This is a genomic window from Erwinia sp. BNK-24-b, assembly GCF_047456155.1.
Lineage (GTDB): Bacteria > Pseudomonadota > Gammaproteobacteria > Enterobacterales > Enterobacteriaceae > Erwinia > Erwinia phyllosphaerae.
This window is the reverse complement of sequence record NZ_CP179901.1, coordinates 2,466,240-2,489,478: the sequence shown is the minus strand read 5'-3', so window position 1 is coordinate 2,489,478 and position 23,239 is coordinate 2,466,240. Positions and strand designations below refer to the sequence as shown.

The 23,239-nt window shown below is 54.1% G+C and carries 23 protein-coding genes and 3 tRNA genes; 11 read left to right on the top strand and 15 right to left on the bottom strand.

Annotation, left to right across the window (positions count from 1 at the left end):
* Positions 1–66 precede the first annotated feature (66 nt).
* The gene (locus ACMGGR_RS11125; protein WP_414146856.1) at positions 67–471 is read right to left on the bottom strand and encodes a hypothetical protein; all 405 of its coding nucleotides are present in this window, start codon (positions 469–471) and stop codon (positions 67–69) included.
* A gap of 391 nt (positions 472–862) precedes the next feature.
* On the opposite strand from ACMGGR_RS11125, the gene sufA reads away from it, so the two are divergent.
* The 7 genes from sufA (at position 863) to ACMGGR_RS11090 (ending at position 7,484) form a co-directional block, all read left to right on the top strand.
* Positions 863–1,237, top strand: coding sequence for a Fe-S cluster assembly scaffold SufA (sufA, locus tag ACMGGR_RS11120; protein WP_246759152.1), 375 nt, complete (start codon positions 863–865; stop codon positions 1,235–1,237).
* Positions 1,238–1,242: 5 nt separating this feature from the next.
* Positions 1,243–2,736, top strand: coding sequence for a Fe-S cluster assembly protein SufB (gene sufB / locus ACMGGR_RS11115; RefSeq protein WP_246759153.1), 1,494 nt, complete (start codon positions 1,243–1,245; stop codon positions 2,734–2,736).
* Between the two features lie 55 nt (positions 2,737–2,791).
* Positions 2,792–3,538 (top strand): Fe-S cluster assembly ATPase SufC, encoded by a 747-nt coding sequence (gene sufC / locus ACMGGR_RS11110; protein ID WP_246759154.1) that lies wholly within the window; start codon positions 2,792–2,794, stop codon positions 3,536–3,538.
* Positions 3,513–4,796 (top strand): Fe-S cluster assembly protein SufD, encoded by a 1,284-nt coding sequence (gene sufD, locus ACMGGR_RS11105; RefSeq protein WP_246759156.1) that lies wholly within the window; start codon positions 3,513–3,515, stop codon positions 4,794–4,796. Before sufC ends, sufD begins: the two co-directional genes overlap by 26 nt.
* Complete coding sequence (gene sufS / locus ACMGGR_RS11100) at positions 4,793–6,016, top strand: cysteine desulfurase SufS (RefSeq protein WP_414146855.1); 1,224 nt, start codon at positions 4,793–4,795, stop codon at positions 6,014–6,016. Before sufD ends, sufS begins: the two co-directional genes overlap by 4 nt.
* Before the next feature lie 22 nt (positions 6,017–6,038).
* The gene (gene sufE, locus ACMGGR_RS11095) at positions 6,039–6,461 is read left to right on the top strand and encodes a cysteine desulfuration protein SufE (protein ID WP_246759158.1); all 423 of its coding nucleotides are present in this window, start codon (positions 6,039–6,041) and stop codon (positions 6,459–6,461) included.
* 69 nt (positions 6,462–6,530) lie between these two features.
* The gene (locus ACMGGR_RS11090; protein WP_414146854.1) at positions 6,531–7,484 is read left to right on the top strand and encodes a L,D-transpeptidase family protein; all 954 of its coding nucleotides are present in this window, start codon (positions 6,531–6,533) and stop codon (positions 7,482–7,484) included.
* A 132-nt stretch (positions 7,485–7,616) separates the two neighbouring features.
* Here ACMGGR_RS11090 and ACMGGR_RS11085 read toward each other — a convergent pair whose 3' ends face one another.
* From ACMGGR_RS11085 to ACMGGR_RS11060, 6 genes are all read right to left on the bottom strand, one after another.
* Entirely contained in the window at positions 7,617–7,853 is a 237-nt protein-coding gene (locus tag ACMGGR_RS11085; protein WP_016169824.1) for a major outer membrane lipoprotein, read from the bottom strand.
* Between the two features lie 305 nt (positions 7,854–8,158).
* Positions 8,159–9,571: a pyruvate kinase PykF gene (gene pykF / locus ACMGGR_RS11080; protein WP_414146853.1), complete on the bottom strand. Its 1,413-nt coding sequence runs from the start codon at positions 9,569–9,571 to the stop codon at positions 8,159–8,161.
* 585 nt (positions 9,572–10,156) lie between these two features.
* Positions 10,157–10,233 (bottom strand) — tRNA-Val (locus ACMGGR_RS11075).
* Positions 10,234–10,237: 4 nt separating this feature from the next.
* Positions 10,238–10,314 (bottom strand) — tRNA-Val (locus ACMGGR_RS11070).
* 4 nt (positions 10,315–10,318) lie between these two features.
* Positions 10,319–10,395: transfer RNA gene (locus ACMGGR_RS11065), tRNA-Val, on the bottom strand.
* Between the two features lie 143 nt (positions 10,396–10,538).
* Complete coding sequence (locus ACMGGR_RS11060; RefSeq protein ID WP_246759162.1) at positions 10,539–11,912, bottom strand: MATE family efflux transporter; 1,374 nt, start codon at positions 11,910–11,912, stop codon at positions 10,539–10,541.
* Positions 11,913–12,006: 94 nt separating this feature from the next.
* On the opposite strand from ACMGGR_RS11060, the gene ACMGGR_RS11055 reads away from it, so the two are divergent.
* Positions 12,007–12,666: a riboflavin synthase subunit alpha gene (locus ACMGGR_RS11055; protein ID WP_414146852.1), complete on the top strand. Its 660-nt coding sequence runs from the start codon at positions 12,007–12,009 to the stop codon at positions 12,664–12,666.
* A 135-nt stretch (positions 12,667–12,801) separates the two neighbouring features.
* Here ACMGGR_RS11055 and cfa read toward each other — a convergent pair whose 3' ends face one another.
* Complete coding sequence (cfa, locus tag ACMGGR_RS11050; RefSeq protein WP_246759164.1) at positions 12,802–13,950, bottom strand: cyclopropane fatty acyl phospholipid synthase; 1,149 nt, start codon at positions 13,948–13,950, stop codon at positions 12,802–12,804.
* Between the two features lie 291 nt (positions 13,951–14,241).
* On the bottom strand, positions 14,242–15,429 hold the full coding sequence (punC, locus tag ACMGGR_RS11045; RefSeq protein ID WP_246759165.1) for a purine nucleoside transporter PunC: 1,188 nt from the start codon (positions 15,427–15,429) through the stop codon (positions 14,242–14,244).
* Positions 15,430–15,545: 116 nt separating this feature from the next.
* Here punC and punR point away from each other — a divergent pair, with 116 nt between their 5' ends.
* Positions 15,546–16,454, top strand: coding sequence for a DNA-binding transcriptional activator PunR (gene punR, locus ACMGGR_RS11040; protein ID WP_414146851.1), 909 nt, complete (start codon positions 15,546–15,548; stop codon positions 16,452–16,454).
* 30 nt (positions 16,455–16,484) lie between these two features.
* Here the strand turns inward: punR and purR are convergent, their stop codons facing one another.
* Complete coding sequence (gene purR / locus ACMGGR_RS11035; protein WP_246759167.1) at positions 16,485–17,510, bottom strand: HTH-type transcriptional repressor PurR; 1,026 nt, start codon at positions 17,508–17,510, stop codon at positions 16,485–16,487.
* A 344-nt stretch (positions 17,511–17,854) separates the two neighbouring features.
* The gene (locus ACMGGR_RS11030; protein ID WP_281434544.1) at positions 17,855–18,679 is read right to left on the bottom strand and encodes a C40 family peptidase; all 825 of its coding nucleotides are present in this window, start codon (positions 18,677–18,679) and stop codon (positions 17,855–17,857) included.
* Between the two features lie 369 nt (positions 18,680–19,048).
* On the opposite strand from ACMGGR_RS11030, the gene ACMGGR_RS11025 reads away from it, so the two are divergent.
* Positions 19,049–19,387 (top strand): Grx4 family monothiol glutaredoxin, encoded by a 339-nt coding sequence (locus ACMGGR_RS11025; protein WP_246759171.1) that lies wholly within the window; start codon positions 19,049–19,051, stop codon positions 19,385–19,387.
* A gap of 60 nt (positions 19,388–19,447) precedes the next feature.
* Here ACMGGR_RS11025 and rnt read toward each other — a convergent pair whose 3' ends face one another.
* The 4 genes from rnt to ACMGGR_RS11005 all read right to left on the bottom strand — a co-directional run bounded on the left by rnt (position 19,448) and on the right by ACMGGR_RS11005 (position 22,850).
* Positions 19,448–20,098: a ribonuclease T gene (gene rnt, locus ACMGGR_RS11020; RefSeq protein WP_414146850.1), complete on the bottom strand. Its 651-nt coding sequence runs from the start codon at positions 20,096–20,098 to the stop codon at positions 19,448–19,450.
* Positions 20,099–20,261: 163 nt separating this feature from the next.
* The gene (gene gloA, locus ACMGGR_RS11015) at positions 20,262–20,669 is read right to left on the bottom strand and encodes a lactoylglutathione lyase (RefSeq protein ID WP_246759174.1); all 408 of its coding nucleotides are present in this window, start codon (positions 20,667–20,669) and stop codon (positions 20,262–20,264) included.
* A 191-nt stretch (positions 20,670–20,860) separates the two neighbouring features.
* Positions 20,861–21,961, bottom strand: a complete 1,101-nt coding sequence (locus ACMGGR_RS11010; protein WP_246759175.1) for an alkene reductase — start codon at positions 21,959–21,961, stop codon at positions 20,861–20,863.
* A 253-nt stretch (positions 21,962–22,214) separates the two neighbouring features.
* The gene (locus ACMGGR_RS11005; RefSeq protein WP_246759176.1) at positions 22,215–22,850 is read right to left on the bottom strand and encodes a phosphoethanolamine transferase domain-containing protein; all 636 of its coding nucleotides are present in this window, start codon (positions 22,848–22,850) and stop codon (positions 22,215–22,217) included.
* Between the two features lie 131 nt (positions 22,851–22,981).
* Here ACMGGR_RS11005 and ACMGGR_RS11000 point away from each other — a divergent pair, with 131 nt between their 5' ends.
* Complete coding sequence (locus ACMGGR_RS11000) at positions 22,982–23,221, top strand: DUF1289 domain-containing protein (protein ID WP_246759177.1); 240 nt, start codon at positions 22,982–22,984, stop codon at positions 23,219–23,221.
* The last annotated feature ends 18 nt before the right edge of the window (positions 23,222–23,239 follow it).

Below are 23,239 nucleotides of genomic sequence, written 5' to 3'. Positions count from 1 at the left end.
ACGCAGCAGAAATCACAGCGCCACCAGGGTATACTGGTGGCGTTTTGCTTTGCAGCGCGTCAGCCTTCACATAATCCATGAAGCCTGGCGCATAAATTCGCTTTGCAGCAGGGTTGCCTTTTCCCACTCGCCGCTCAGCGCCAGCTGATGGCACAGACGGCTAAGCGTATGGCGTGCCAGCTGCCAGGCTTGCATACGGAACAGGCGTTCGCGCTGATTATTTCCCAATTCCTGCAGCAGACGCTGATGCAGCCTGCCCAGGGCATGCAGATAGCTCTGGTCGTCGCCGTTTAGCTGGCAAAGCTCTGCCATATCCAGGCAGGTATCGTTGTATTTGCGCAACTGCTCAAGCGAGCAGTCGGACCGGTTGAGTTTAGCCTGCGCCATATAATAATCGATGGTGATATCGCGGACGGAAAACTGGTATTCGTCAATTTTATGCTGCAGCCAGGCGCTTATCGACAGCTTCATGATGGGTCCTGTTCGCGCTAATGATAATCATTATCATATTATAACTGGCGCATTATTCAACATCAGCGAAAAAAAATTTATCGATTTATGCGGCCTCTTAAATAAATTGGTAATAACAATACGCGTTAAGGATGAAAGCGTTAAAATAAGCATTATTCCTGATTAACGTAGCGCGGCTGATATTTACTGGCTGCTTTTCAATGTGTTACCATTTCGTTAAATCACGGCGCGACGCACATCGCAAACCTCTTCACAGGGTCTAAACTGAATAAAGAGGCCTGAAAAAACCCGGTTGGCCTTAATCCCTGCAAAACAAGAGGTTGAAGAGACAATCATTATCACTAACATAGGGGTATCAGCCCGCAGGGCTACCGACTCGCGAGGTAATGTTATGCCATCAGCAACAACCGCTTCTTTTTCTCCCGACGACTTCGTCTGGAAAGGACTGACGCTAACCGACAGTGCCGCACAGCAGATCATTGCGCTGGCAGCCAGTGACCCGCACGTGAAGGGGTTACGGCTGGGCGTGAAAACGTCCGGCTGCGCCGGATTCGGTTACACCATGGATTTGATTAAAGAGCCTGCGTCAGATGATTTAGTGTTTACCCATAACGGCGCAAATCTTTACGTGCCGCTGCAGGCTATGCCTTTTATCGACGGAACCGAAGTGGATTTCGTACGTGAAGGCCTGAACCAGATTTTTAAATTTAATAATCCTAAAGCTCAACACGCCTGTGGCTGTGGTGAGAGCTTTGGCGTTGAGTAAATTTTATGTCCCGAAATACTGATACATCAGACGACGTGCAGGTCTGGGAAGGAAGCCGCCAGAAGTACAAGGAAGGATTCTTCACTCAGCTGCAAACCGAAGAGTTCGCCCACGGCATCAATGAAGATGTGGTGCGCGCGATCTCGGCTAAACGCAATGAGCCGGAGTGGATGCTTGATTTTCGCCTCAAGGCCTTTGCGGCCTGGCTGGAAATGGAAGAGCCACACTGGCTGAAAGCTAACTATAAGTCACTGAACTATCAGGATTACAGTTACTACTCGGCGCCATCCTGCGGCAGCTGCGACGACAGCTGCGCTTCCGAGCCTGGCGCACAGCAGACCTCCGGCGCAGAAGCACCAAACTATCTGACGGAAGAAGTGGAAAACGCCTTCAAACAGCTGGGCGTGCCGGTTCGCGAGGGTCAGGAAGTGGCGGTCGATGCGATTTTTGACTCGGTATCGGTTTCCACGACCTATCGCGGCAAGCTGGCAGAGCAGGGCATCATTTTCTGCTCGTTTGGCGAAGCGATCCACGAACATCCGGAGCTGGTAAAACAGTATCTGGGCAGCGTCGTGCCTGCGAATGATAACTTCTTTGCCGCGCTGAATTCGGCTGTCGCCTCGGACGGGACCTTTGTTTACATCCCTAAAGGCGTGCGTTGCCCGATGGAGCTGTCGACCTATTTCCGTATCAACGCGGCAAAAACCGGCCAGTTCGAGCGCACCATTCTGATTGCCGATGAAGGCAGCTACGTCAGCTACATCGAAGGTTGTTCCGCGCCAGTGCGCGACAGCTATCAGCTGCACGCGGCCGTGGTGGAAGTCATCATCCACAAAGACGCGGAAGTAAAATATTCTACGGTACAGAACTGGTTCTCCGGCGGCGAGTCGGAAGGCGGCATCCTGAACTTCGTGACCAAGCGCGCGCTGTGTGAAGGCGAAAACAGCAAGATGTCATGGACGCAGTCTGAAACCGGTTCGGCGATTACCTGGAAATATCCAAGCGTGATCCTGCGTGGCGACAACTCCGTGGGCGAGTTTTTCTCCGTGGCGCTGACCAGCGGTCATCAGCAGGCCGATACCGGCACCAAGATGATCCACATTGGTAAAAACACCAAATCCACCATTATCTCCAAGGGGATTTCGGCGGGTAAAAGCCAGAACACCTATCGCGGCCTGGTGAAGATTATGCCAACGGCGACCAACGCCCGTAACTTTACCCAGTGCGACTCCATGCTGATTGGCGCCGAGTGCGGCGCGCATACCTTCCCGTACGTGGAAGCGCGCAACAATACCGCGCAGCTGGAGCACGAAGCTACGACCTCAAGAATTGGCGAAGATCAGCTGTTCTACTGCCTGCAGCGTGGTATCAGCGAGGATGACGCTATCTCAATGATCGTTAACGGCTTTTGTAAGGACGTCTTCTCCGAGCTGCCGCTGGAGTTTGCGGTGGAAGCGCAAAAACTGCTGGCGATAAGCTTAGAACACAGCGTGGGCTGATCCCCGCTGCTTACTCATTTTGCGCAATGCAGACAGGTATTGCCCAGGAAACATTATGTTAAGCATCAAAGATTTACAGGTAAGTATCGAAGATAAAGAGATCCTGCGCGGGTTGAATCTGGAAGTGAAGCCAGGCGAAGTGCATGCGATTATGGGCCCGAACGGTTCCGGTAAGAGTACGCTTTCCGCCACGCTGGCTGGCCGTGAAGAGTATGAAATCACCGGCGGCTCCGTTGCCTTTAAGGGGAAAGATCTGCTGGAGCTTTCTCCGGAAGATCGTGCGGGCGAAGGCATCTTTATGGCCTTCCAGTATCCGGTAGAAATCCCTGGCGTCAGCAACCAGTTTTTCCTGCAAACCGCCGTCAACGCGGTGCGTAAATACCGTGACCAGGAGTCGCTGGACCGTTTCGACTTCCAGGACTTTATCGAAGACAAAATTCACCTGCTGAAAATGCCGGAAGATTTGCTGACCCGTTCCGTAAACGTCGGCTTCTCCGGCGGTGAGAAGAAGCGTAACGACATTCTGCAGATGGCGGCGCTGGAACCTGAACTTTGCATTCTGGATGAAACCGACTCCGGACTGGATATCGATGCGCTGAAAATCGTCTCTAACGGCGTTAACACGCTGCGCGACGGCAAACGCGCCTTTATTATCGTTACCCACTACCAGCGCATCCTGGACTACATCAAGCCCGATTTCGTGCACGTGCTGTATCAGGGCAAGATCGTCAAGTCAGGCGACTTCTCGCTGGTGAAACAACTGGAGGAGCAAGGCTATGGCTGGCTTACCGAACAGGAGTAGTGAAAACGCCCTGCAGCAGTGGCATCACCTGTTCGAGACCCAGGGCGAGCAGCGTTCCCTGCAGGCTCAGCAACACTGGCAGCAGGTGCTGCGCTTAGGTCTGCCGACGCGCAAGCATGAGAACTGGAAATATACGCCGCTGGACAGCCTGCTGGCGCACAACTTCGTGCTGCCGACGTCCGCTACGCTGACGGCCGCAGACGTGGCCGCGCTGGCGCTGAATATCGACGCCATTAAGCTGGTCTTTGTCGACGGGCGCTTCAACGCGCAGCTCAGCGACAGCAGCTGGGATCTGTTTGATATTCAGGTGACAAAGGCCGCCGGACGCCGTGAGCTTAACGCGCCGGTACAGCCAGAGGTATTCCTGCACCTGACGGAAAGCCTGGCGGAAGAGTTGACCACCATTCATCTGGCGCGCGGCAAGTCCGCCGCTCGCGCCGTCTATCTGCTGCATATCAGCAGCGGTAGCGCGCAGGAAGAGATGAACACCTCGCATTATCGCCACCATCTGCAGCTGGATGACGGCGCAGAAGCGACCATTATTGAGCATTACGTTAGCCTGAACGACAGCGCGCATTTTACCGGCGCTCGCTTTACCGCTACCGTTGGCAACAACGCGCAGCTGACGCACTACAAACTGGGCTTTGAGCACGCCAGCAGCAACCACTTCTCGCATAACGATCTGGTGATTGAGCGTGATGCGCGCGTGGCGAGCCATAGCTTCCTGCTGGGTAGCGGTCTGGCACGCCATAACACCAGCGTGCAGCTGAACGGCGAGGGGAGCGATCTGTCGATTAACAGCCTGATGCTGCCAGTAGAAAAAGAAGTGTGCGACAGCCGTACTTATCTGGAGCACAACAAAGGTTATTGCCAGAGCCGCCAGCTGCATAAAACCATCGTACGTGATAAAGCGCGCGCGGTGTTTAACGGCCATATCAAAGTGGCTAAGCACGCGCTGAAAACCGACGGGCAGATGACCAACAACAACCTGCTGTTAGGCCGTCTGGCAGAGGTGGATACCAAGCCGCAGCTGGAAATTTATGCGGACGACGTGAAGTGCAGCCACGGTGCGACTATTGGTCGTATTGATGACGAACAGATGTTCTATCTGCGCGCTCGCGGCATTAGCGAAGAGTCTGCCCAGCGCATGATTATCTACGCTTTCGCCGCAGAGCTGACCGAGGCCATCACGGATGAAGTACTGAAGGAAGCGGTGATGCAGCGTATCGCCCAGCGCTTTCCCGGAGGCATTAAATGAGTTTTGACCTGACGCGCGTCAGGGCAGCTTTTCCCGTACTGGCGCGAGAAGTGAATGGCCAGCCGCTGGCCTATCTTGACAGCGCCGCCAGCGCACAGAAGCCGCAGGCGGTTATTGATGCCGAAAGCCGTTTCTACGAGCATGGTTATGCGGCGGTGCATCGCGGCATCCATACGCTGAGCGCCGAAGCGACGACGGAAATGGAAAACGTGCGCGCCAGCGCCGCGCGTTTTCTTAACGCCGCCTCGCCGGAAGAGATCGTGTTTGTTAAGGGTACCACCGAGGGGATTAACCTCGTGGCCAGCAGCTGGGGCGGTAGCCAGCTGCAGCCCGGCGACAACATCCTCATCACCGAGATGGAACACCACGCCAATATCGTGCCATGGCAGATGATTGCCGAGCGTACCGGCGCAGAAGTGCGTTTTATTCCGCTGACGGCGAATGGCGAGCTGGATCTGACAACGCTGCCAGCGCTGATGGATGAACGTACGCGCATGCTGGCCGTTACGCACGTTTCCAACGTGCTAGGTACGGTTAACCCGGTTAAAGAGCTGGTAGCCCAGGCAAAAGCCGCAGGCGTCGCGACGCTGATTGACGGCGCGCAGGCGGTAATGCACGAAAAAGTCGACGTGCAGGATCTGGACTGCGACTTTTACCTCTTCTCCGGCCATAAAATTTATGGCCCATCCGGTATCGGTATCCTGTATGGCCGTAAGGCAATGCTGGATCGGATGCCGCCGTGGGAAGGGGGCGGCTCGATGATCGCTACCGTCAGCCTCACCGAGGGCACCACCTATGCCGCAGCGCCGTGGCGCTTCGAAGCGGGTTCGCCTAATACCGGTGGCATCATCGGTCTGGGTGCGGCGTTGGCCTGGGTTGAAGAGCTGGGGCTGGAAGCCATTGCCCAACGCGAGAAGACGCTGATGCGTTACGCGCTGGACAAGCTGGCAGCCGTGCCCGATCTGGTTATTTATGGCCCTCAGGAGCGTGCAGGCGTTATCGCTTTCAATCTGGGACAGCATCATGCCTATGACGTGGGCAGCTTCCTCGATCGCTACGGCATCGCTATTCGTACTGGTCATCACTGCGCTATGCCGCTGATGCACCACTATGGCGTACCGGCAATGTGTCGTGCTTCTTTTGTCCTGTATAATAGCGAAGAAGAGGTCGATCGCCTTGCGGCAGGCCTGACGCGTATACACATGCTGCTGGGCGGCTAAGCCGCTGGCAAAGGAGAATTGCATGGCGACAATGCCAGATAAAGAGAGACTGGTACGTAACTTTTCCCGCTGCGCCAACTGGGAAGAAAAGTATCTGTATGTGATTGAGCTGGGCGCAAAGCTGCCCGCGCTGCCCGAGTCGCTGCATCAGCCGGAAAACACCATCTCCGGCTGTCAAAGCCAGGTCTGGATCGTGATGAACCTGGATGACAGCGGCCGCGTAGTGCTTCAGGGCGACAGCGATGCCGCTATTGTGAAAGGGCTGATCGCAGTGGTGTTTGTGCTTTATCAGCAAATGACGCCGGCAGAAATTCTGGACTTTGACGTGCGCCCGTGGTTTGCTGAACTGGCGCTGACCCAGCATCTTACGCCGTCGCGCTCGCAGGGACTTGAAGCGATGATCCGCGCTATCCGTCAGAAAGCACAGGCCAGCGTTTCCGGCTAAGCTGTTCCGCTTCTCGACAGGCTTCCCGTCAGCGAGACGGGAAGTATTACCCCCTGATGAGAAACGTCGATGAAAACCCCTCTGTTTGCCTCTTTGCTGTTTTTCCTTTCACTGGCCTCTGCCCGCGCCACCGACTATCCGCTTCCTGCCGCTGACAGCCGCCTGACGGGCGAAAACCAGCTTTATACCGTGCCGCACGATGGACGCCCGCTGGAAAGCATTGCCGCACGCTTTCAGACTGGCCTGTTAAGCATGCTGGAAGCGAATCCTGGCACCGATCCCTGGCTGCCGAAGGCGGGTTCTCAGCTGGTTATACCCACGCAAATGCTGCTGCCGGATACAAAAAGAGAGGGAATAGTGGTGAACGTTGCCGAGATGCGGCTCTACTACTATCCAAAAGGCGAAAACAAAGTAGTGGTTTACCCCATCGGCATCGGCCAGCTGGGCGCGAATACGCCACCGATGGTAACCCGCATCAGCCAGAAAATCCCCAATCCTACCTGGACGCCCACGCCTAATATCCGCAAGCGCTATGCGGCAGAAGGCAAAACCTTACCGATTACCGTACCGGCCGGGCCGGATAATCCTATGGGGCTGTTTGCGCTGCGTCTGGCGTACGGCAAAGGCCACTACCTGATCCACGGCACCAATGCGGATTTCGGCATCGGCATGCGCGTCAGTTCCGGCTGTATACGCCTGCGGCCGGATGATATCGAAAGCCTGTTTAACAGCGTCCCTGAAAACACGCGCGTACAGATCATTAATCAGCCCGTGAAATATGCGGTGGAGCCTGACGGCAAACGCTATATAGAGGTTCATCAGCCGCTTTCGCACCGCGAGCAGGACGATCCGCAAACCATGCCGATTACGCTGCCGGCGCAGGTTAAGCAGTTTATCCATAGCGACGAAAACGATAGTGAAATGGTTGAGGCGGCACTAAAAAGGCGTTCCGGCATGCCGGTGCTGGTCAGCAGTGGTAAAAAGCCTTCTGACGCTATCAGGAGCGTTTCTACAGCGTTGTGAAGGGGATAGCTGGAAAGCGCGCGGGAGGCCAGCAGGAAGTGCTGTAGCGCGTTTAAACAGGGTTTCGGAAAGCTGAACAGATACAGGCAAAAAAAATGGCGCACAATGTGCGCCATTTTCAAACCAGAACTCTTACTTACGGTAAGAGTGAGCCTGGTTGTCCAGACGCTGGTTAGCGCGAGCTGCGTCGTCTTTAGCAGCCTGAACGTCAGAACGGATTGCGTTCACGTCGTTGCTCAGCTGGTCAACTTTCGCGTTCAGAGTCTGAACGTCGGTAGACAGCTGGTCGATTTTAGCGTTGCTTGAGCAACCAGCCAGCAGAGTTGAACCCAGAATTACCGCGCCCAGTACCAGTTTAGTACGATTCATTATTTATACCCTCTAGATTGAGTTAATCTCCATGTAGCGTTACAAGTATTACACAAAGTTTTTTCCAATGAGAATAAATTTTTAGTGAGAACGTGCTTAAATTTGATCGTTCGCTCAAAGATGCAGCGTCTTTCTGGAAAACCCCAAAAAATTTAGCGAAAACAGACCATTTCAATCGGGCTTATCGCATCTCCAAAGAAAGTTGCATCGTTAATTTCGATTAGAATTTTCGCAAAAACATGTTAGTAAAGTTGTAAAAAAAGCGCCACTCAGGGCGCTTTTTCACTACAAGGCGTAATCTTCGATTACAGAACGTGCACAGAGGCGGTATTGGTGGTTCCGCTCGGTACCAGCGCACCGGAAACCATGACCACTACATCGCCTTTCTGACCGTAGCCGCTGGCGACCGCTGCTTCTTTACCAATACGGTAAAAATCATCGGTAGAAGCGATCTCTTTGACCACGGAAGTGATAATGCCTTTGCTCAGGATCAGCTGACGAGCGGTCTGCTCATTGGTGGTCAGCGCAAGGATGGTGGCGTTAGGGAAATATTTACGCACGGACTTGGCTGACTTACCGCCTTCGGTAGCGACCACAATCAGCGGCGCTTCAAGCTTCTCGGCAGTTTCTACCGCGCCGCGACATACCGCTTCGGTAATGCGCATTTTACGGTTGTCATGCTGCGAGTCGATGCGGCTTTTCATCACGCGGTCGGTACGTTCGCAGATGGTGGCCATAATACTAACGGATTCCAGCGGGTATTTGCCCTTGGCGCTTTCACCAGAAAGCATAACCGCATCCGTACCGTCCAGAATGGCGTTTGCCACGTCGCCCGCTTCCGCACGGGTAGGGCGTGGGTTTTTGATCATCGAATCCAGCATCTGCGTCGCGGTGATCACGACTTTGCGAGCGCGGTTGCACTTTTTGATCATCATCTTCTGCGCGAAAATCACTTCTTCAACCGGGATTTCCACGCCCAGGTCGCCACGGGCCACCATGATGCCGTCAGAAGCGTCCAGGATCTCATCAAAATTGTTCAGGCCTTCCTGGTTTTCAATTTTCGAGATGATCTGGATGTGGGCGCCGCCGTGCTGCTTCAGGTGCTCGCGAATTTCCAGCACGTCTGAACGCTTACGGATAAAGGAGGCGGCAACAAAGTCTACGCCCTGTTCGCAACCGAAAATGAGGTCGCGCTTGTCTTTTTCCGCCAGCGCTGGCAGCTGAATAGAAACGCCCGGCAGGTTAACGCCTTTGTTCTCACCCAGGTCGCCGTTGTTCAGCACTTTGCAAACTACGGTGGTTTCGGTCACTTCGGTGACTTCCAGGCCAATCAGGCCGTCATCTACCAGCACGGTGTTGCCAATAGCCAGGTCAGAAGCAAAGCCAGAGTAGGTCACGGCAACGCGCTCGCTGTTGCCAACAACTGACTGGTCGGTAGTAAAGGTAAAAGTCTGGCCAGCTTTCAGAGAGACATCCGCGCCGCCTTCCAGCTTCATGGTGCGGATTTCCGGGCCTTTGGTGTCCAGCAGGATAGCGGCCTGCTTGCCGGTGTTGTTAATCACGTTACGAAGATTAGCGATACGCTTACCGTGTTCTTCATAATCGCCGTGGGAAAAGTTCAGACGCATGACGTTCATGCCCGCGTCCAGCAGGTTAGTCAACATTTCTTCCGATTCGGTTTTTGGGCCGATGGTACAAACAATCTTGGTCTTTTTCATGACGAGTCATCTGTTAAGTTAATGGATGAAATAAAGCGAGATCCCGGTGTTTGTGTTGCGCGCCGGAAAAGCATGGTTGCCTGAGCGGCGAATTGCGATACAGCTTAAGGATAGGTGACAGAAAAAAAGCGTGCAGAGGAAGTTTTAACGCGGTTTCAGCGCGGGCGCAGCGTGATGTTGCGCAAGCAGATATCGTTTTTGCTAAAGGGCCAACCATACGCTGAAACCATTCATGTGAAACAACGTTTCGTATTATAGCTACTCAGCCTGTTGAAAACCAATTAAAAAGTATTTTGAGATACGTGAAAGCTTGTACCAGATCAGGTTGTTGCGCAAAAAAAGCGTTGGTAAGGCTTAGTCAGGAAAGGCGGGTGCGGCGTTAATGCGCAAAAAATGACGGCCAGTCGGACAATGAGCAACGGGCGGCAAAGCGGCGGGCAACAGGTGGTAAAGCGATAAGTCACGGGCGGTATAGCAACGGGCACTGAAGCGATAAGGTGTAAAAAGCGTGATGCACAGTAAACAGTAAAGCAGGAAGGGGATAAACGGGTGCAGAGACGAACAGAAAAAAGGAGCCTAAGGCGATGGTGCGTTCTAGAGGACTCGAACCTCCGACCCCCACCATGTCAAGGTGGTGCTCTAACCAACTGAGCTAAGAACGCGTTATGGTGCGTCCGAGTGGACTCGAACCACCGACCCCCACCATGTCAAGGTGGTGCTCTAACCAACTGAGCTACGGACGCACTGTGGTGCGTTCTAGAGGACTCGAACCTCCGACCCCCACCATGTCAAGGTGGTGCTCTAACCAACTGAGCTAAGAACGCATCATGCTATCTGGGCGACAGCGGGGACGAATATTAACGACAGCCCTGACGCCTTGCAAGCAGAAATCGACAATTTCAGCGCGACTGCTGCGCAACTGTGCGAAGCGCAGCATTTTTAGACATCTGCAGGCTAACCTGCGGATTTATCGCGCTGCTCTCGTCAGCAGGCGCTCGGCTGGCTGCCGCTGCAAACGAAGGATACGCCAGACCATCATCACCGCGCTGGAGGTTAAGCCAATGATAAAACCGGTCCAGAATCCAGCCGGCCCCATCGGTGCAACGACCCAGTCCGTTAGCGCCAGGATATAGCCGCTGGGCAAACCCAGCACCCAGTAGGCGATAAAGGTAATAAAGAAGATGGCGCGAGTGTCCTTATAGCCGCGCAGGATCCCGCTGCCGATAACCTGCACCGAATCGGAAAACTGATAAACGGCGGCCAGCAGCATCAGCTGGGCGGCCAGCGTAACGACGGCCGGATTGTGGTTATAAAGCAGCGCAATCTGCTCGCGAAAAATTACCGTAAACAGCGCGGTCAGCAGCGACAGCGACATACCGACACCTTGCGCCGTCCAGGCAGCTACCCGAGCCGCTTCGGTAGAGCCCTGCCCAAGGCGAAACCCGACGCGGATAGTGGTCGCTGCGCCCAAAGAGAGCGGCAATACGAACATCAGCGAGCTGAAATTTAGCGCAATCTGGTGGCCGGCCACGTCAACGATGCCCATTGGCGATACCAGCAGGGCGACCACGGCAAACAGCGTGACTTCAAAAAAGAGCGCCAGCGCAACGGGCAGGCCAAGATTAAACAGCCGCCACAGTACCTTTGCATCCGGCGCGCTGAACCGATCCGGCAGACGAATATCGCGCATTGAACCGGCACGCGAGACCCAGAACTTCATGGCGATAAACATCACCCAGTAAACCGATGCCGTGGCCACGCCGCAGCCGACACCGCCAAGCGCGGGCATGCCAAAGTGTCCGTAGATAAAAATATAGTTAACCGGAATATTGACCAGCAGCCCCAGGAACCCCATCACCATGCCGGGTTTGGTTTTAGCCAGCCCTTCGCACTGGTTACGCGCGGTTTGAAAGAAGAGATAGCCCGGCGCGCCCCACAGCAGCGCATGCAGATAGCCTACTGCCTTATCCGCCATCACCGGATCGATATTGTGCATAGAGCGGATAACGTATCCGGCGTTATACAGCACTACCATGACCAGCAGCGAGGCAAAAGCGGCCAGCCAGTAAGCCTGGCGTACCTGAAAAGCGATGCGGTCCCGGCGGCCCGAGCCGTTATACTGCGCCACTACGGGCGTCAGCGAGAGCAGCAAACCGTGACCGAAAAGGATAGCGGGTAACCAGATGGACGTCCCTACCGCTACAGCAGCCATATCCGTTGCGCTGACGTCGCCAGCCATTACCGTATCGACAAACCCCATGGCGGTTTGCGCAATCTGCGCAAAAATAACCGGAATTGCCAGCGCCAGCAATTGACGCGCCTCTGTCAGATACTTCTGCACGTATACACCTGTTTTTTAACTGAAGGAAAGAAGACTATTTGATATAGTTTTTAGATCTGACAAGAATAGCGAAAAATTCACCGAGGTCATAATTATGTTTACCGGTATTGTGCAAGGCACCGCAGAGGTGCTGGCGATTGAAGAGAAACCAAATTTCCGTACCCATATCGTTAGCCTGCCGGAAGAGATGCTGCCTGGCCTGGAGCTGGGCGCGTCCGTTTCTCATAATGGCTGTTGCCTGACGGTAACCGAGATCAACGGCGATAAAATCAGTTTTGATTTAGTTAAAGAGACGCTACGCATTACTAATCTGGGCGAATTAAAAGTCGGCGATGTGGTCAATGTCGAGCGCGCGGCTAAATTCAGCGATGAAATTGGCGGTCACTTAATGTCCGGCCATATTATGACCACCGCTGAAATTTGCAAAATTATCACCTCGGAAAATAACCGCGAAATATGGTTTAAACCGCAGGACGCGGGGCAGATGAAATATATTCTGCATAAAGGCTTTATCGGCATCGACGGCATTAGCCTGACGGTAGGTGAGGTGACCAAAAGCAAGTTTTGCGTTCATCTTATCCCTGAAACGCTGGCAAGAACCACGCTGGGCGGCAAGCGTCTGGGCGACAGGGTAAATATTGAAATCGATCCGCATACTCAGGCAATCGTAGAAACCGTAGAGCGTGTGCTGGCACAGCGTGAGGCGTCATTGCTGGCGGCGGCAGCAGCAGAAATTCAGCCGCAGGCGGAGTAACAGAACGGCTTATTGCAGGATTGAGCCGGGCTGCAAAATGCAAAATTAACCGCACCTTAAAGGTGTTGCCAACTTAATAAGGTGCGGTTTGATCGATAAATCTTCGTCAGCAGCAGAAATCGGGCGCGCTTAAGCTTAATGCGGTACGCGCAGTCCGCCTTCTTTACCATGAGTAAAGACAACCTGCCAGAGCTGAATATCACGCGCGCGGAAAGCACCCGCACAGGCGTTCAGATAGTAACTAAACATCCGTTTAAAGCGCTCGCCATATTTCTCCGCCAGCTGTGGCCACGCGGTTAGAAAGCGTTGGTGCCAGGCCATCAGCGTTAAATCGTAATCTGCGCCAAAATTATGCCAGTCTTCCATAACAAAATGCGGCTCGTGCGCTTCGGCAATATGGCGTACGGAAGGGAGGCAGCCATTCGGGAAAATATATTTATCGATCCACGGATCGACGTTATCGTCCGTTTTATTGGCACCGATAGTGTGCAGCAGAAAAATACCTTCCGGCTTGAGGTTGCGATCCACCACCTCAAAATAGGTCGCGTAATTTTTCGGGCCAACGTGCTCAAACATGCCGACGGAAACGATGCGGTCAAACTGCCGATCCAGATCGCGGTAATCCTGTAGCAGAATAGTGACGTCCAGGCCTTCGCAGCGCTGCTGAGCCAGCTTTTGCTGTTCAGCTGAAATCGTGACGCCGAACACCGTTACGCCGTAGTGGCGCGCTGCATAGGCAGCCAGGCCGCCCCATCCGCAACCAATATCCAGTAGCGACATGCCTGGCTCCAGCTGCAGCTTTTCGCAGATCATTTTTAATTTAGCTTCCTGCGCCTGCTCCAGCGTTTCGGCTTCTTTCCAGTAACCGCAGGAATACTGCATATAAGGGTCAAGCATCAGGGTGAAAAGGTCGTTGCCCAGATCGTAATGCTCTTTGCCCACAATCCAGGCGCGCTTGCGGGACTGAAGGTTGGTTAAGCGGGCGGCGGCAATACGCAGGGTATCTTTAAAATGGCGAGGCAGTTGCTGATCCAGTTTGGCTTTCAGGACGCGGTGAAAAAACATATCCAGCCGCTCGCATTCCCACCAGCCGTCCATATAGCTTTCGCCAAGGCCAAGCGAACCTTCCTGCATCACGCGCTTAAAAAAATCGGGTTGGCTGACCTGAATATCCCAGGGACGGCTGCCGTTGATTTCAACGTCCGCGTTGCGCAACATTTCCTGGGTGATCCGAAACCACTGATTTTCTTCCAGGCTCACTTCTTCTATACACGATGAACTCATAGCTTCTCCATCACCCTTCGTGATTGAAATCTGGGAAAAGAATAGTCAATTTCCGCAGAATTGTGAGAAAACGCACGGTAAGTGCGCTGATATCCGACGTTACAGAGGATTGAACTGAAGCCTACAGAGTGGGTGATGCAAGACAGAAAAAGAACACCCGGACAACCCTGTCAGGACTCAAATAATGATACAGATTTGTTATTTTTTTATTGCCTGAAAATGAGTATATGCTCACCTCAGGCAATATTCAACGGCTTATTGTTAGGACGCTAACTAAATGGATTCAGGGAGTTAGTGATGGCTTTCAAGCTGTTCCAGCGAGGCGCTTGCTGCCTGTCCCCGCTGTAAAATATAGCCAACAATTGTCATAAAGACAGTACTGAGCATAATCAGCGAAGTGGTAGCCAGCGGCGTAGCGATAAAGCCGGATACCAGCATGCTGGCTACAAAGCACAGGCCAAGCTGGAGGGTGTTTTGCAGCGCGGCCGCTTTGCCGCTCGCCTGCGGGAAAGGCAGCAGCGCATTTGCTACGACGACAGGATAAATCGCGCCGTTAGCCAGCGCCATGCCGCAAAACGGCAGCAGCAAGGCCCAGGTTGTCGGCGAATCAATCTGCGCGGCAATAAAAAAGGCGACCACGCTCAAGGCATAAATAGCCAGCAGCCACGGCAGCAGGGAAGCTCCTTCCGTATGTTTCAGCAGCGCGCGGCAGCCGTAGCCACCGGCCAGAAAGGCCAGCGTCTGCGGCACATAGCTCAGACCGATATCGCCAGGCGACATGCCCAACTCGGCCAGAATAAACGGGGAACCGGTCAGCCACGCAAAAAAGCTGGCGGAACAGGCACCGTAAATCAGCACGTTGCCACTCCATACCGGCGATTTCAGCAGGGTAAAAAAGCCGATCTTGTCTTCTTCTTTATGCGCTTTAGCCTTTGGCGCAGAGATAAAGAGCGTGGCGATCAGCAGCGCCAGCGCCAGCAGCAGCAGCGCTAAAAAAATCGCGCGCCAGGAAAAGTGATTGAGCAGCCAGGCACCGAGCAGCGGGGCCAGCGCCGGAGAAAGCGCAACCAGCGGCATGATAGTAGCGAAAACGCGGTTGGCCCTGGCGGCCGGATAACGGTCGATCACCAGTGCCTGCCAGCTCACGGCGGCGGCACAGATACCCACGGCCTGTAAAAAGCGCAGGATCAGCAGTACAACCGTGGTATTAACCCACCACATAGCGCCGCAGCTCACGGCAAACAGGCTCAGGCCCATCAGCAGTACCGGCTTACGGCCGATGCGATCGGAAAGCGGCCCCCAGAACAGCTGCGCGCTGGCAAAACCTGCCAGAAAGAGGCTCAGGCTGGCGCTAATTGCGCCAGCTTCGGTGTGCAGATCCTGCTGCATGGCGCCAAAAGCAGGCAGATACATATCGGTGGCAAGAAAACCTGCCACGCTCAGCAGCGCGAGATAAATTAAAAATCCTTTCGATGGCATGACTTCTTTCGCTCTTTTTACCGAATTAATAGGCGGCCGAGAGTGTAAAGGAGTGCCATAGCGCTTGTGAAACGGTAATATTTGTCTGTTGCGTTCAAAAATTTTGCAGGCAGATTATGTGGTCAGAACATTCGCTTGAAGTGATTGATGCGGTAGCCAGAACGGGTAGCTTTAGCGCAGCGGCTAACGAGCTACATCGCGTGCCTTCTGCTATCAGCTATACCGTACGGCAGCTGGAAGAGTGGCTCGCCGTGCCTTTATTTGAACGACGTCATCGCGACGTCGTGCTGACGGCAGCGGGCGAACTTTTCATTCAGGAAGGCCGTGCTGTTATCAAAAAAATGCTTTCCACACGCCGCCACTGCCAGCAGGTCGCTAACGGCTGGCGCGGCCAGTTGAATATTGCTGTCGACAGGATTGTAAAAGCAGAACGAACCCGTCAGCTGGTGGTCGATTTTTACCGTCACTTTCCCGATATAGAGCTACATCTTTCATCAGAAGTTTTTAACGGCGTCTGGGATGCGCTGGCGGACGGGCGGGTTGATGTGGCGATTGGTGCTACTCAGGCAATTCCGGTTGGCGGACGGTTTGCCTTTCGCGATATGGGCGTATTGAACTGGCGCTGCGTAGTGCAGGCGAGCCATCCGCTTGCGCAACAAAGCGGAAAAGTTACGGAAGAGAACATACGCGAATGGCCTTCGCTGGTGCTGGAAGATACCTCGCGCGCGCTGCCAAAAAGAACTACGTGGACGCTGGATAATCAGCGGCGGCTGATAGTGCCGGACTGGGAGAGCGCGATTGACTGCCTGCTGGCCGGTCTGTGCGTCGGGATGGTGCCGGGCCATCTGGCGCAGCCTCTGCTACAAAATGGCTTGCTACACGAGCTGACGCTTGACCCGCTTTTTCCGGACAGCCCCTGCTGCGTCAGCTGGTCAGAACAGCAGGCTTCGCCCGCCATGCACTGGCTGCTGGACTATCTGGGCGAAACGGAAACGCTGAACTGCGAATGGCTGCGGGAAGCCTGAAAACGGGGCGGTAACATACCGCCCGACAGGTTAGCGGCGATAGTCGAGGAAGGGACCATCCGCTACGGAGCGACGCTCGATCAGCGTAGGGTGGACTTCAATAGTCTGCGGCTCTTCGCGCTTGCTGGTAATACGGTCGAGCAGCATATTAAAGGCCGTTGCGCCAAGACGCTCTTTCGGCTGATGAACGGTGGTCAGCGCTGGCGTAAAGTAACGCGAGTTGCGCACGTTGTCATAACCGATCACCGAAATATCCTGCGGAACGCGCAGGCCCATCTCGTCAGCGGCACAAATAGCGCCCATTGCCATCACGTCACCGCCGCAAAAGACTGCCGTAGGGCGCTGCTTCTGTGCCAGCAGCTGCTGCATCGCGTGATAGCCTGACTCCGGTTCGAAATCTCCCTGAACCAGCCACTCTTCCCGTAAAGTAATGCCCGCTTCCGCCAGCGCCTTCAGGAAACCTGCATGGCGGCCACCGCCAGTGTTGCGCTCCATGTGGCCGGGGATCACGCCGATATCACGGTGGCCGCGATCGATCAGATAACGTCCTGCCAGATAGCCGCCTTCAAAGGCGTTATCCAGAACCGTATCGGTAAAATCGCCTCGCGACTCGCCCCAGTCCATCACCACCATAGGAATATTGCGATGATCTTCCAGCATTTTTATCAGCTCATCAGGGTATTCGGCACACATGACCAGCAGGCCATCGACGCGCTTTTGCGCCATCATCGACAGATAAGCCTGCTGCTTTTGCAGGTCGTTATGCGCGTTGCCAAGGATCAGCGTATAGCCCTTAGCGAAACAGCTGTGTTCAACGGCCTCAATAATTTCGGCAAAATAGGGCGCTTCGCTGGAGGTGGCCAGCAGGCCAATGGTTTTGGTGTTATTGACCTTCAGGCTGCGGGCCACGGCGCTGGGTGAATAGTGCAGCTCTTTGATCGCTGCCCAGACGGCTTCCCGCGTCTCTTCGGCGACGAAACGGGTTTTATTAATGACGTGGGACACCGTGGTGGTAGAGACACCGGCGCGTTTGGCCACATCTTTTATGGTTGCCATGGAACAAGACTCCTGCGCTGTTCAGTAAGTCACTGAAAAGCGGTTTGTTAAACGTTTGCCTGGAATGATAAAAAACCTGACGTAAATACGCATGATTTGTTGCGGTATGGTTACATCAGGAGGGAGTTAAGGGCGGCGAAACCGGCCTGTTGCCTGCTAAAAAAACCGGCGTGCGGGCCTGTTGCGCAACAAACCGTGGATTCTAACAAGAGCGAAGGGATAAAACGAGGTTTTTACGGCGGTGAAACGACAAAATTCGCCCGTTGCGGCAAACAACTCCGGCTGCCTTGCTTAACGCAGGTTCAGCCGGAGAGGGGATTTTTCACTGGCGAAGCCGTCAGCTTTTAACGAATGGTGCGAGGCGTCATGACCCGTTTTGCCCCCACGTAATGCTGTTCCCAGTAATCATCGGCAAGCGCGCTAACCTGAATATCTTTGCCGGTGCGGGGCGACTGGATAAATTTGCCGTTGCCCAGATAAACGCCAACGTGATCGGCCGCGCCGCGCCCGTTGATGCGGAAGAAGACCAGATCGCCTTTTTCCAGCTCGTTACGCTTTATCGAAGCCGCATCCCTTAAGTGGTACATCTCATTAGCGGTGCGGGGGATTTTAAATTTCACCAGATCTTTATAGGCATACCAGACCAGACCGCTACAGTCGAAACCGGTTTTTGGCGAGGTGCCGCCCCATAAATAAGGCTTGCCCAGCTGATCCATTAGCTTGTTCATCGCCGTTTCGCGCGCTTTTTGGTAGCGTGCGCGGTGCGCTTTACTGAGCCTGAGCGGGGAGGAAGCGCTGCCGCTGGTCAGGGCTTCTGTCTCTTCAGTCACACGATGGCGACCGTAGCGTTTTTTCGGGGGTAAAGCTTTGGCGGTCTGCTGCTCGTGTTTGCGCAACTTATATTTTTTAATCAGGGAAGTGCGGGGCTTTTTGCTGCTGGTCTCTTTGCCTTTACTGCTTTCTTTGACCTTGCTGGTTTCTTTAACTTTAACTTTACGGGTGGCGGTGGTTTTTATCGGGCGACGCTTGCGGCGATCGTCTTCGCGGGCAGGCGTGGGGCTATTAGCCTTGTGGTGATCCGCTTTAACGGCCGCGTGTGGCGATGCGTGCGCCATGGTCATAAATAGCTGGGCAAAGGCCAGCATCAACAGCGTGATGAGTAAACGCATCTTTACCATTAACAGTTTGTGCTCCCGCCAGCGGCCAGAGCCTGGTTAATCAGGGGACTGCGCAACGGCAGTCGGTTAGGATAATTCTAATCGAACTCATAATGAAAAAGTAAGGCCTTTTTTGTTTCAATGATTACAAAGCGGTAAAAGCTGTAAAATCTATCCTCTTCAGCTGGTTATCTGCACAACCGCACCGATAAATTTTATCAGGAACGCGGTAATAACCTCCGGGAAATGATATTTTAATGCTTTGTTTCCCGAGCGTAGCGACAAGGTTATGGCGTCAGGCTGCTGAAAATGGCATTTTCATCGTACGCGTAGACTCGCTACACTATACAGACACGAAGTAGCCGATTGAGGAAGGCATTAATGAGCACTATTGAGAAGATTGAGCGCCAGATCGCAGAAAACCCGATTCTGCTGTATATGAAAGGCTCGCCTAAACTGCCAAGCTGCGGCTTTTCTGCCCAGGCCGTGCAGGCGCTTTCCGCCTGCGGCGAACGTTTTGCCTATGTCGATATCCTGCAGAATCCGGAAATCCGCGCCGAGCTGCCAAAGTATGCCAACTGGCCAACTTTCCCTCAGCTGTGGGTAGACGGTGAACTGGTGGGCGGCTGCGACATTATCATTCAAATGTTCCAGCAGGGCGAACTGCAGCAGCTGATTAAAGAGACGGCGCAGAAGTATCCGTCTGACGCAGCAGAGTAAGTTTGTCGGTAACGGACGTTACCCGATAAAAAAGGCCTGGCATTACGCCAGGCCTTTTTTTTACTCTCCGCCCGCCGCTTCCGGCAGGGGCCAGCCGCCAAGCCGTTTCCAGCGGTTGACCAGCTCGCAAAACAGATCTGCCGTCTGTACCGTATCATACAGCGCCGAGTGCGCCTGGCTGCTGTCAAAAGGCATACCGGCCGCCGTACAGGCTTTTGCCAGCACCGTTTGTCCCAGCACCAGTCCACTTAGCGCGGCGGTATCAAACGTGACGAAAGGATGGAAAGGATTGCGTTTCAGACCGGCGCGTTCCGCAGCCGCATTCATAAAATTCAGATCGAAAGTGGCGTTGTGGGCAACCATGACCGCGCGATTGCAGCCCTGATCTTTAATGCCTTTACGCACCGCTTTAAAGATAGCGTGTAACGCTTCATATTCACTGACCGCGCCACGCAGCGGATTGTCAGGATCGATGCCGTTAAAAGCCAGCGCCTCGGGTTGCAGGACAGAACCTTCGAACGGCTCAACGTGAAAGTGGAGCGTCTCATCCTTCTCCAGCCAGCCGTCGGCGTTCATCTTTAGCGTAACGGCAGCAACTTCCAGTAATGCATTAGTTTTGGCGTCAAAACCGGCGGTTTCAACATCGATCACGACCGGGTAAAAACCGCGAAAACGGCTGCTGAGGGCGTTAAGTTCGTTCGATTCGGACATCAGGATCTCACAGGCGAAAATTGAGCGCGTATTATGGCAAATTTCAGTAAGAGTTGCAGCAGGGGAAGGGGAAAGAAGGGCGCCTTAGCGGCGCCCACAGACTGCTGGCAAACTTAAAGCGAGCGCTAAAATACCCTCGGGTCGTTTTAGCAGCGCGCGACGCTTATGCGCCCAGGCCGTTGCCCGCATGTTTGTTTTCAATCAGCTCGATTTTATAACCGTCTGGATCTTCAACAAAAGCGATAACGGTAGTGCCGCCTTTAACCGGGCCAGCTTCACGCGTGACGTTACCGCCTTCGTTACGAATACGATCGCAGGTGGCTGCCACATCGTCCACGCCCAGCGCGATATGTCCATAGGCGTCGCCCAGGTCATACTTATCCACGCCCCAGTTATAGGTCAGCTCAATCACTGCACCATCGCTCTCTTCGGTGTAGCCTACAAAAGCCAGCGTATATTTGTATTCGGTATTTTCACTGGTGCGCAGCAGGCGCATACCCAGCACTTTGGTGTAAAAGTCTACGGAGCGTTGCAGATCGCCAACGCGCAGCATGGTATGAAGTAAGCGCATAACATCCTCTTTTAAAAAAGTTATCAATTGATAACAAGCATAGCCTGAATTCCTCCTCATCTCGTCAGCGGAAGGAATTTACAGTGGCCCAGCGGCCAGCACAGCAGGATAGCAGCTATAACCCACGGGAAACCAGGAAATGCGTGCTTTATCCTGATGCTGTAGACCGGCCTGCCGGGATATCCGGTGTTCTATTTCAGCGTTGGATAGTCCGTATAGCCTTCCGCGCCGCCGCCGTAGAAAAGCGCCGGACGCTGTTCGTTCAGCGGGGCGTTTTGCTGCAACCGCTCAGGCAGATCCGGGTTGGCGATATAGTCGCGGCCAAAGGCGACGGCATCAATCAGCCCTTTCTCGATTAGCGCTTCCGCTTTTTCAGCCGTGTAGCCACCAGCGCCAATAATCACGCCTGGATAAGCCGCGCGAATGGCCTGGCGAAAAGCGTCGCTATAAGGCTTGCCGCCCGCCCAGTCCGGCTCAGAAATATGCAGGTAAGCGAGATTACGCTTCGCCAGCTCGCCGATGTAGTAAAGCGCGGCGGCTTCCTGGTCTTCACCGTTGTCCAGGCCGTTAAACGGGCCAAGCGGCGAAATGCGGATGCCGATCCTGTCGGCGTGCCAGCCATCAATGGCCGCATCGACCACTTCCAGCGCAAAACGGGTGCGCTTCTCTACGCTACCGCCGTAGCCGTCGGTTCGCTGGTTGGAGGCTGGTGAAAGGAACTGGTGCATCAGATAACCGTGTGCGGAATGTAGCTCTACCAGATCGAAATCCGCCTCGCGAGCGTTGATCACCGCCTGGCGAAAATCGTTAATCACGTCGTCAATCTCATCCGGACGCAGTTCTCGCGGCGTAGAAGTTGCCTCACGGATCGCCTGACCTTTTTCATCACGCAATGAAGTGCGGGTTTCGGCATTGATAGCGGAAGCGGAAACGGGCGCTTTGCCTTCCGGCTGCAGGCTGCTATGGGAAATGCGTCCGGTATGCCACAGCTGCACTGAGCTATGGCCGCCATCCTGATGAATGCCGGCGTTTATCTCTTTCCAGCGGGCAATCTGTTCGGCGGTATGCAGCCCCGGCGCGCCAGCATACCCTTTGGCCTGGAAAGAAACCTGGGTAGCTTCGGTGATAATGAGTCCGGCGCTGGCGCGCTGGCGGTAGTATTCACCCATCAGCGGCGTAGGGATATCGCCAGGCTCAATACTGCGCAGGCGGGTTAGCGGTGCCATGAAGATACGGTTAGGCACAACAATTGCCCCTACTTTAAGCGGGGTAAAAAGCTTGTTCAGTTCCATCAGCCACTCCTGGTCAAAGACCGGCAAACCGCTGGATGGGCTTGCCAGGCAAAATTAGTGACTGTTGATAGTAGTAGATAATGTGTCTTTCCCGGAAATCGCGCGGCACGATCGGATCATCTTTACGGGCGGGTAGCTGTATGCGTTTCGCGCGCGTAGCCGTCAGATCACAGTCCCGCTCGTTGTGACATTCGAATGTCCGTATCCACAGTGTCTCTGACCACCGGAAATCCTGCAGCGTAGTCTTTATTTACTACGGCTGGCCGCCGCTAAGCCAGCGCTCGTCGGCGTAATTTTGGATACCGCTGACAATATTGGCCGGGGTAATCATTTCGATTAGGCATGGGTTGTTACGCACCAGCGAAGCGTAATTTTTATAAAACAGAGCGGCAACCAGCAAAACGAGCAGCACCGCCGCCAGGGCCGACGAGGTGCGAAAAGCAAGATTCATCCACCAGGGGTGGCTGGTGCCAATTTTCACCTGGCAAATCAGCAACGCAGCAACAAGGCCAGGCAAAGAAAACCAGAGGAAGCTGCGCAGATTAAACAGCGCGGTCGCGTCTTCCAGATCGTTTTCCAGCATGTTCTGGATAACCGCGCTGTCGATCACCGGGCCAAAACTGAACATAAAATAGTTAGCAATCGCGCTGGCGACTACCAGCAGGATTAATAACGGCTTTCTTATCCACGGCAGCGCCGTCAGGCTGAAAACAAACAGAAAGGCGCTGAATAACACCAGCGGTAGCGTGGCGGCGAAAATATAATCCTTCAGCGAAACGTAAGGAAGCATTTCCCAGGCGTGGAGAAGGAAAACGGCATTAAGCGCAAACGTAAAAAAGAGGGCGGCATAAAAATTAAAAGCAATTTCGTTACAGCGTAAAGCGTGCATTTTCATAACACATTGTCAACAATAAGCGGAAGTATGAGCATAGCGCCGTTACCGTTTTGAAACTTTAACCGACACTCAACGATCTAAAGAGACTACCATTAATCGCATCCTTTACCTGTTAAGGAGTCACGTTGGCGGAACAACTTGAGTTCTTCCCGGTTCCCAGTCCGTGCCGGGGCGTTTGCCAGAGCGACGATCGCGGCTACTGCCGTGGCTGTATGCGCAGCCGCGATGAGCGTTTCAACTGGATGAAGTTCAGCGATGCGCAAAAGCGTGAGGTGCTGCGGCTTTGTCGTCTGCGCTTTCAGCGCTTGCAGCGCGCGGCTAAAAACGTGGAGCCGGATGAGCCCGAGCAGCCTTCGCTATTCTAGCCAGAATGCCTGCGTGAT

Coding starts and splice junctions, on each gene's coding strand:
- ACMGGR_RS11125 (WP_414146856.1), bottom strand. CDS start 471: ATGAAGCTGTCGATAAGCGCCTGGCTGCAGCATAAAATTGACGAATAC.
- sufA (WP_246759152.1), top strand. CDS start 863: ATGCCATCAGCAACAACCGCTTCTTTTTCTCCCGACGACTTCGTCTGG.
- sufB (WP_246759153.1), top strand. CDS start 1,243: ATGTCCCGAAATACTGATACATCAGACGACGTGCAGGTCTGGGAAGGA.
- sufC (WP_246759154.1), top strand. CDS start 2,792: ATGTTAAGCATCAAAGATTTACAGGTAAGTATCGAAGATAAAGAGATC.
- sufD (WP_246759156.1), top strand. CDS start 3,513: ATGGCTGGCTTACCGAACAGGAGTAGTGAAAACGCCCTGCAGCAGTGG.
- sufS (WP_414146855.1), top strand. CDS start 4,793: ATGAGTTTTGACCTGACGCGCGTCAGGGCAGCTTTTCCCGTACTGGCG.
- sufE (WP_246759158.1), top strand. CDS start 6,039: ATGGCGACAATGCCAGATAAAGAGAGACTGGTACGTAACTTTTCCCGC.
- ACMGGR_RS11090 (WP_414146854.1), top strand. CDS start 6,531: ATGAAAACCCCTCTGTTTGCCTCTTTGCTGTTTTTCCTTTCACTGGCC.
- ACMGGR_RS11085 (WP_016169824.1), bottom strand. CDS start 7,853: ATGAATCGTACTAAACTGGTACTGGGCGCGGTAATTCTGGGTTCAACT.
- pykF (WP_414146853.1), bottom strand. CDS start 9,571: ATGAAAAAGACCAAGATTGTTTGTACCATCGGCCCAAAAACCGAATCG.
- ACMGGR_RS11055 (WP_414146852.1), top strand. CDS start 12,007: ATGTTTACCGGTATTGTGCAAGGCACCGCAGAGGTGCTGGCGATTGAA.
- cfa (WP_246759164.1), bottom strand. CDS start 13,950: ATGAGTTCATCGTGTATAGAAGAAGTGAGCCTGGAAGAAAATCAGTGG.
- punC (WP_246759165.1), bottom strand. CDS start 15,429: ATGCCATCGAAAGGATTTTTAATTTATCTCGCGCTGCTGAGCGTGGCA.
- punR (WP_414146851.1), top strand. CDS start 15,546: ATGTGGTCAGAACATTCGCTTGAAGTGATTGATGCGGTAGCCAGAACG.
- purR (WP_246759167.1), bottom strand. CDS start 17,510: ATGGCAACCATAAAAGATGTGGCCAAACGCGCCGGTGTCTCTACCACC.
- ACMGGR_RS11030 (WP_281434544.1), bottom strand. CDS start 18,679: ATGCGTTTACTCATCACGCTGTTGATGCTGGCCTTTGCCCAGCTATTT.
- ACMGGR_RS11025 (WP_246759171.1), top strand. CDS start 19,049: ATGAGCACTATTGAGAAGATTGAGCGCCAGATCGCAGAAAACCCGATT.
- rnt (WP_414146850.1), bottom strand. CDS start 20,098: ATGTCCGAATCGAACGAACTTAACGCCCTCAGCAGCCGTTTTCGCGGT.
- gloA (WP_246759174.1), bottom strand. CDS start 20,669: ATGCGCTTACTTCATACCATGCTGCGCGTTGGCGATCTGCAACGCTCC.
- ACMGGR_RS11010 (WP_246759175.1), bottom strand. CDS start 21,961: ATGGAACTGAACAAGCTTTTTACCCCGCTTAAAGTAGGGGCAATTGTT.
- ACMGGR_RS11005 (WP_246759176.1), bottom strand. CDS start 22,850: ATGCACGCTTTACGCTGTAACGAAATTGCTTTTAATTTTTATGCCGCC.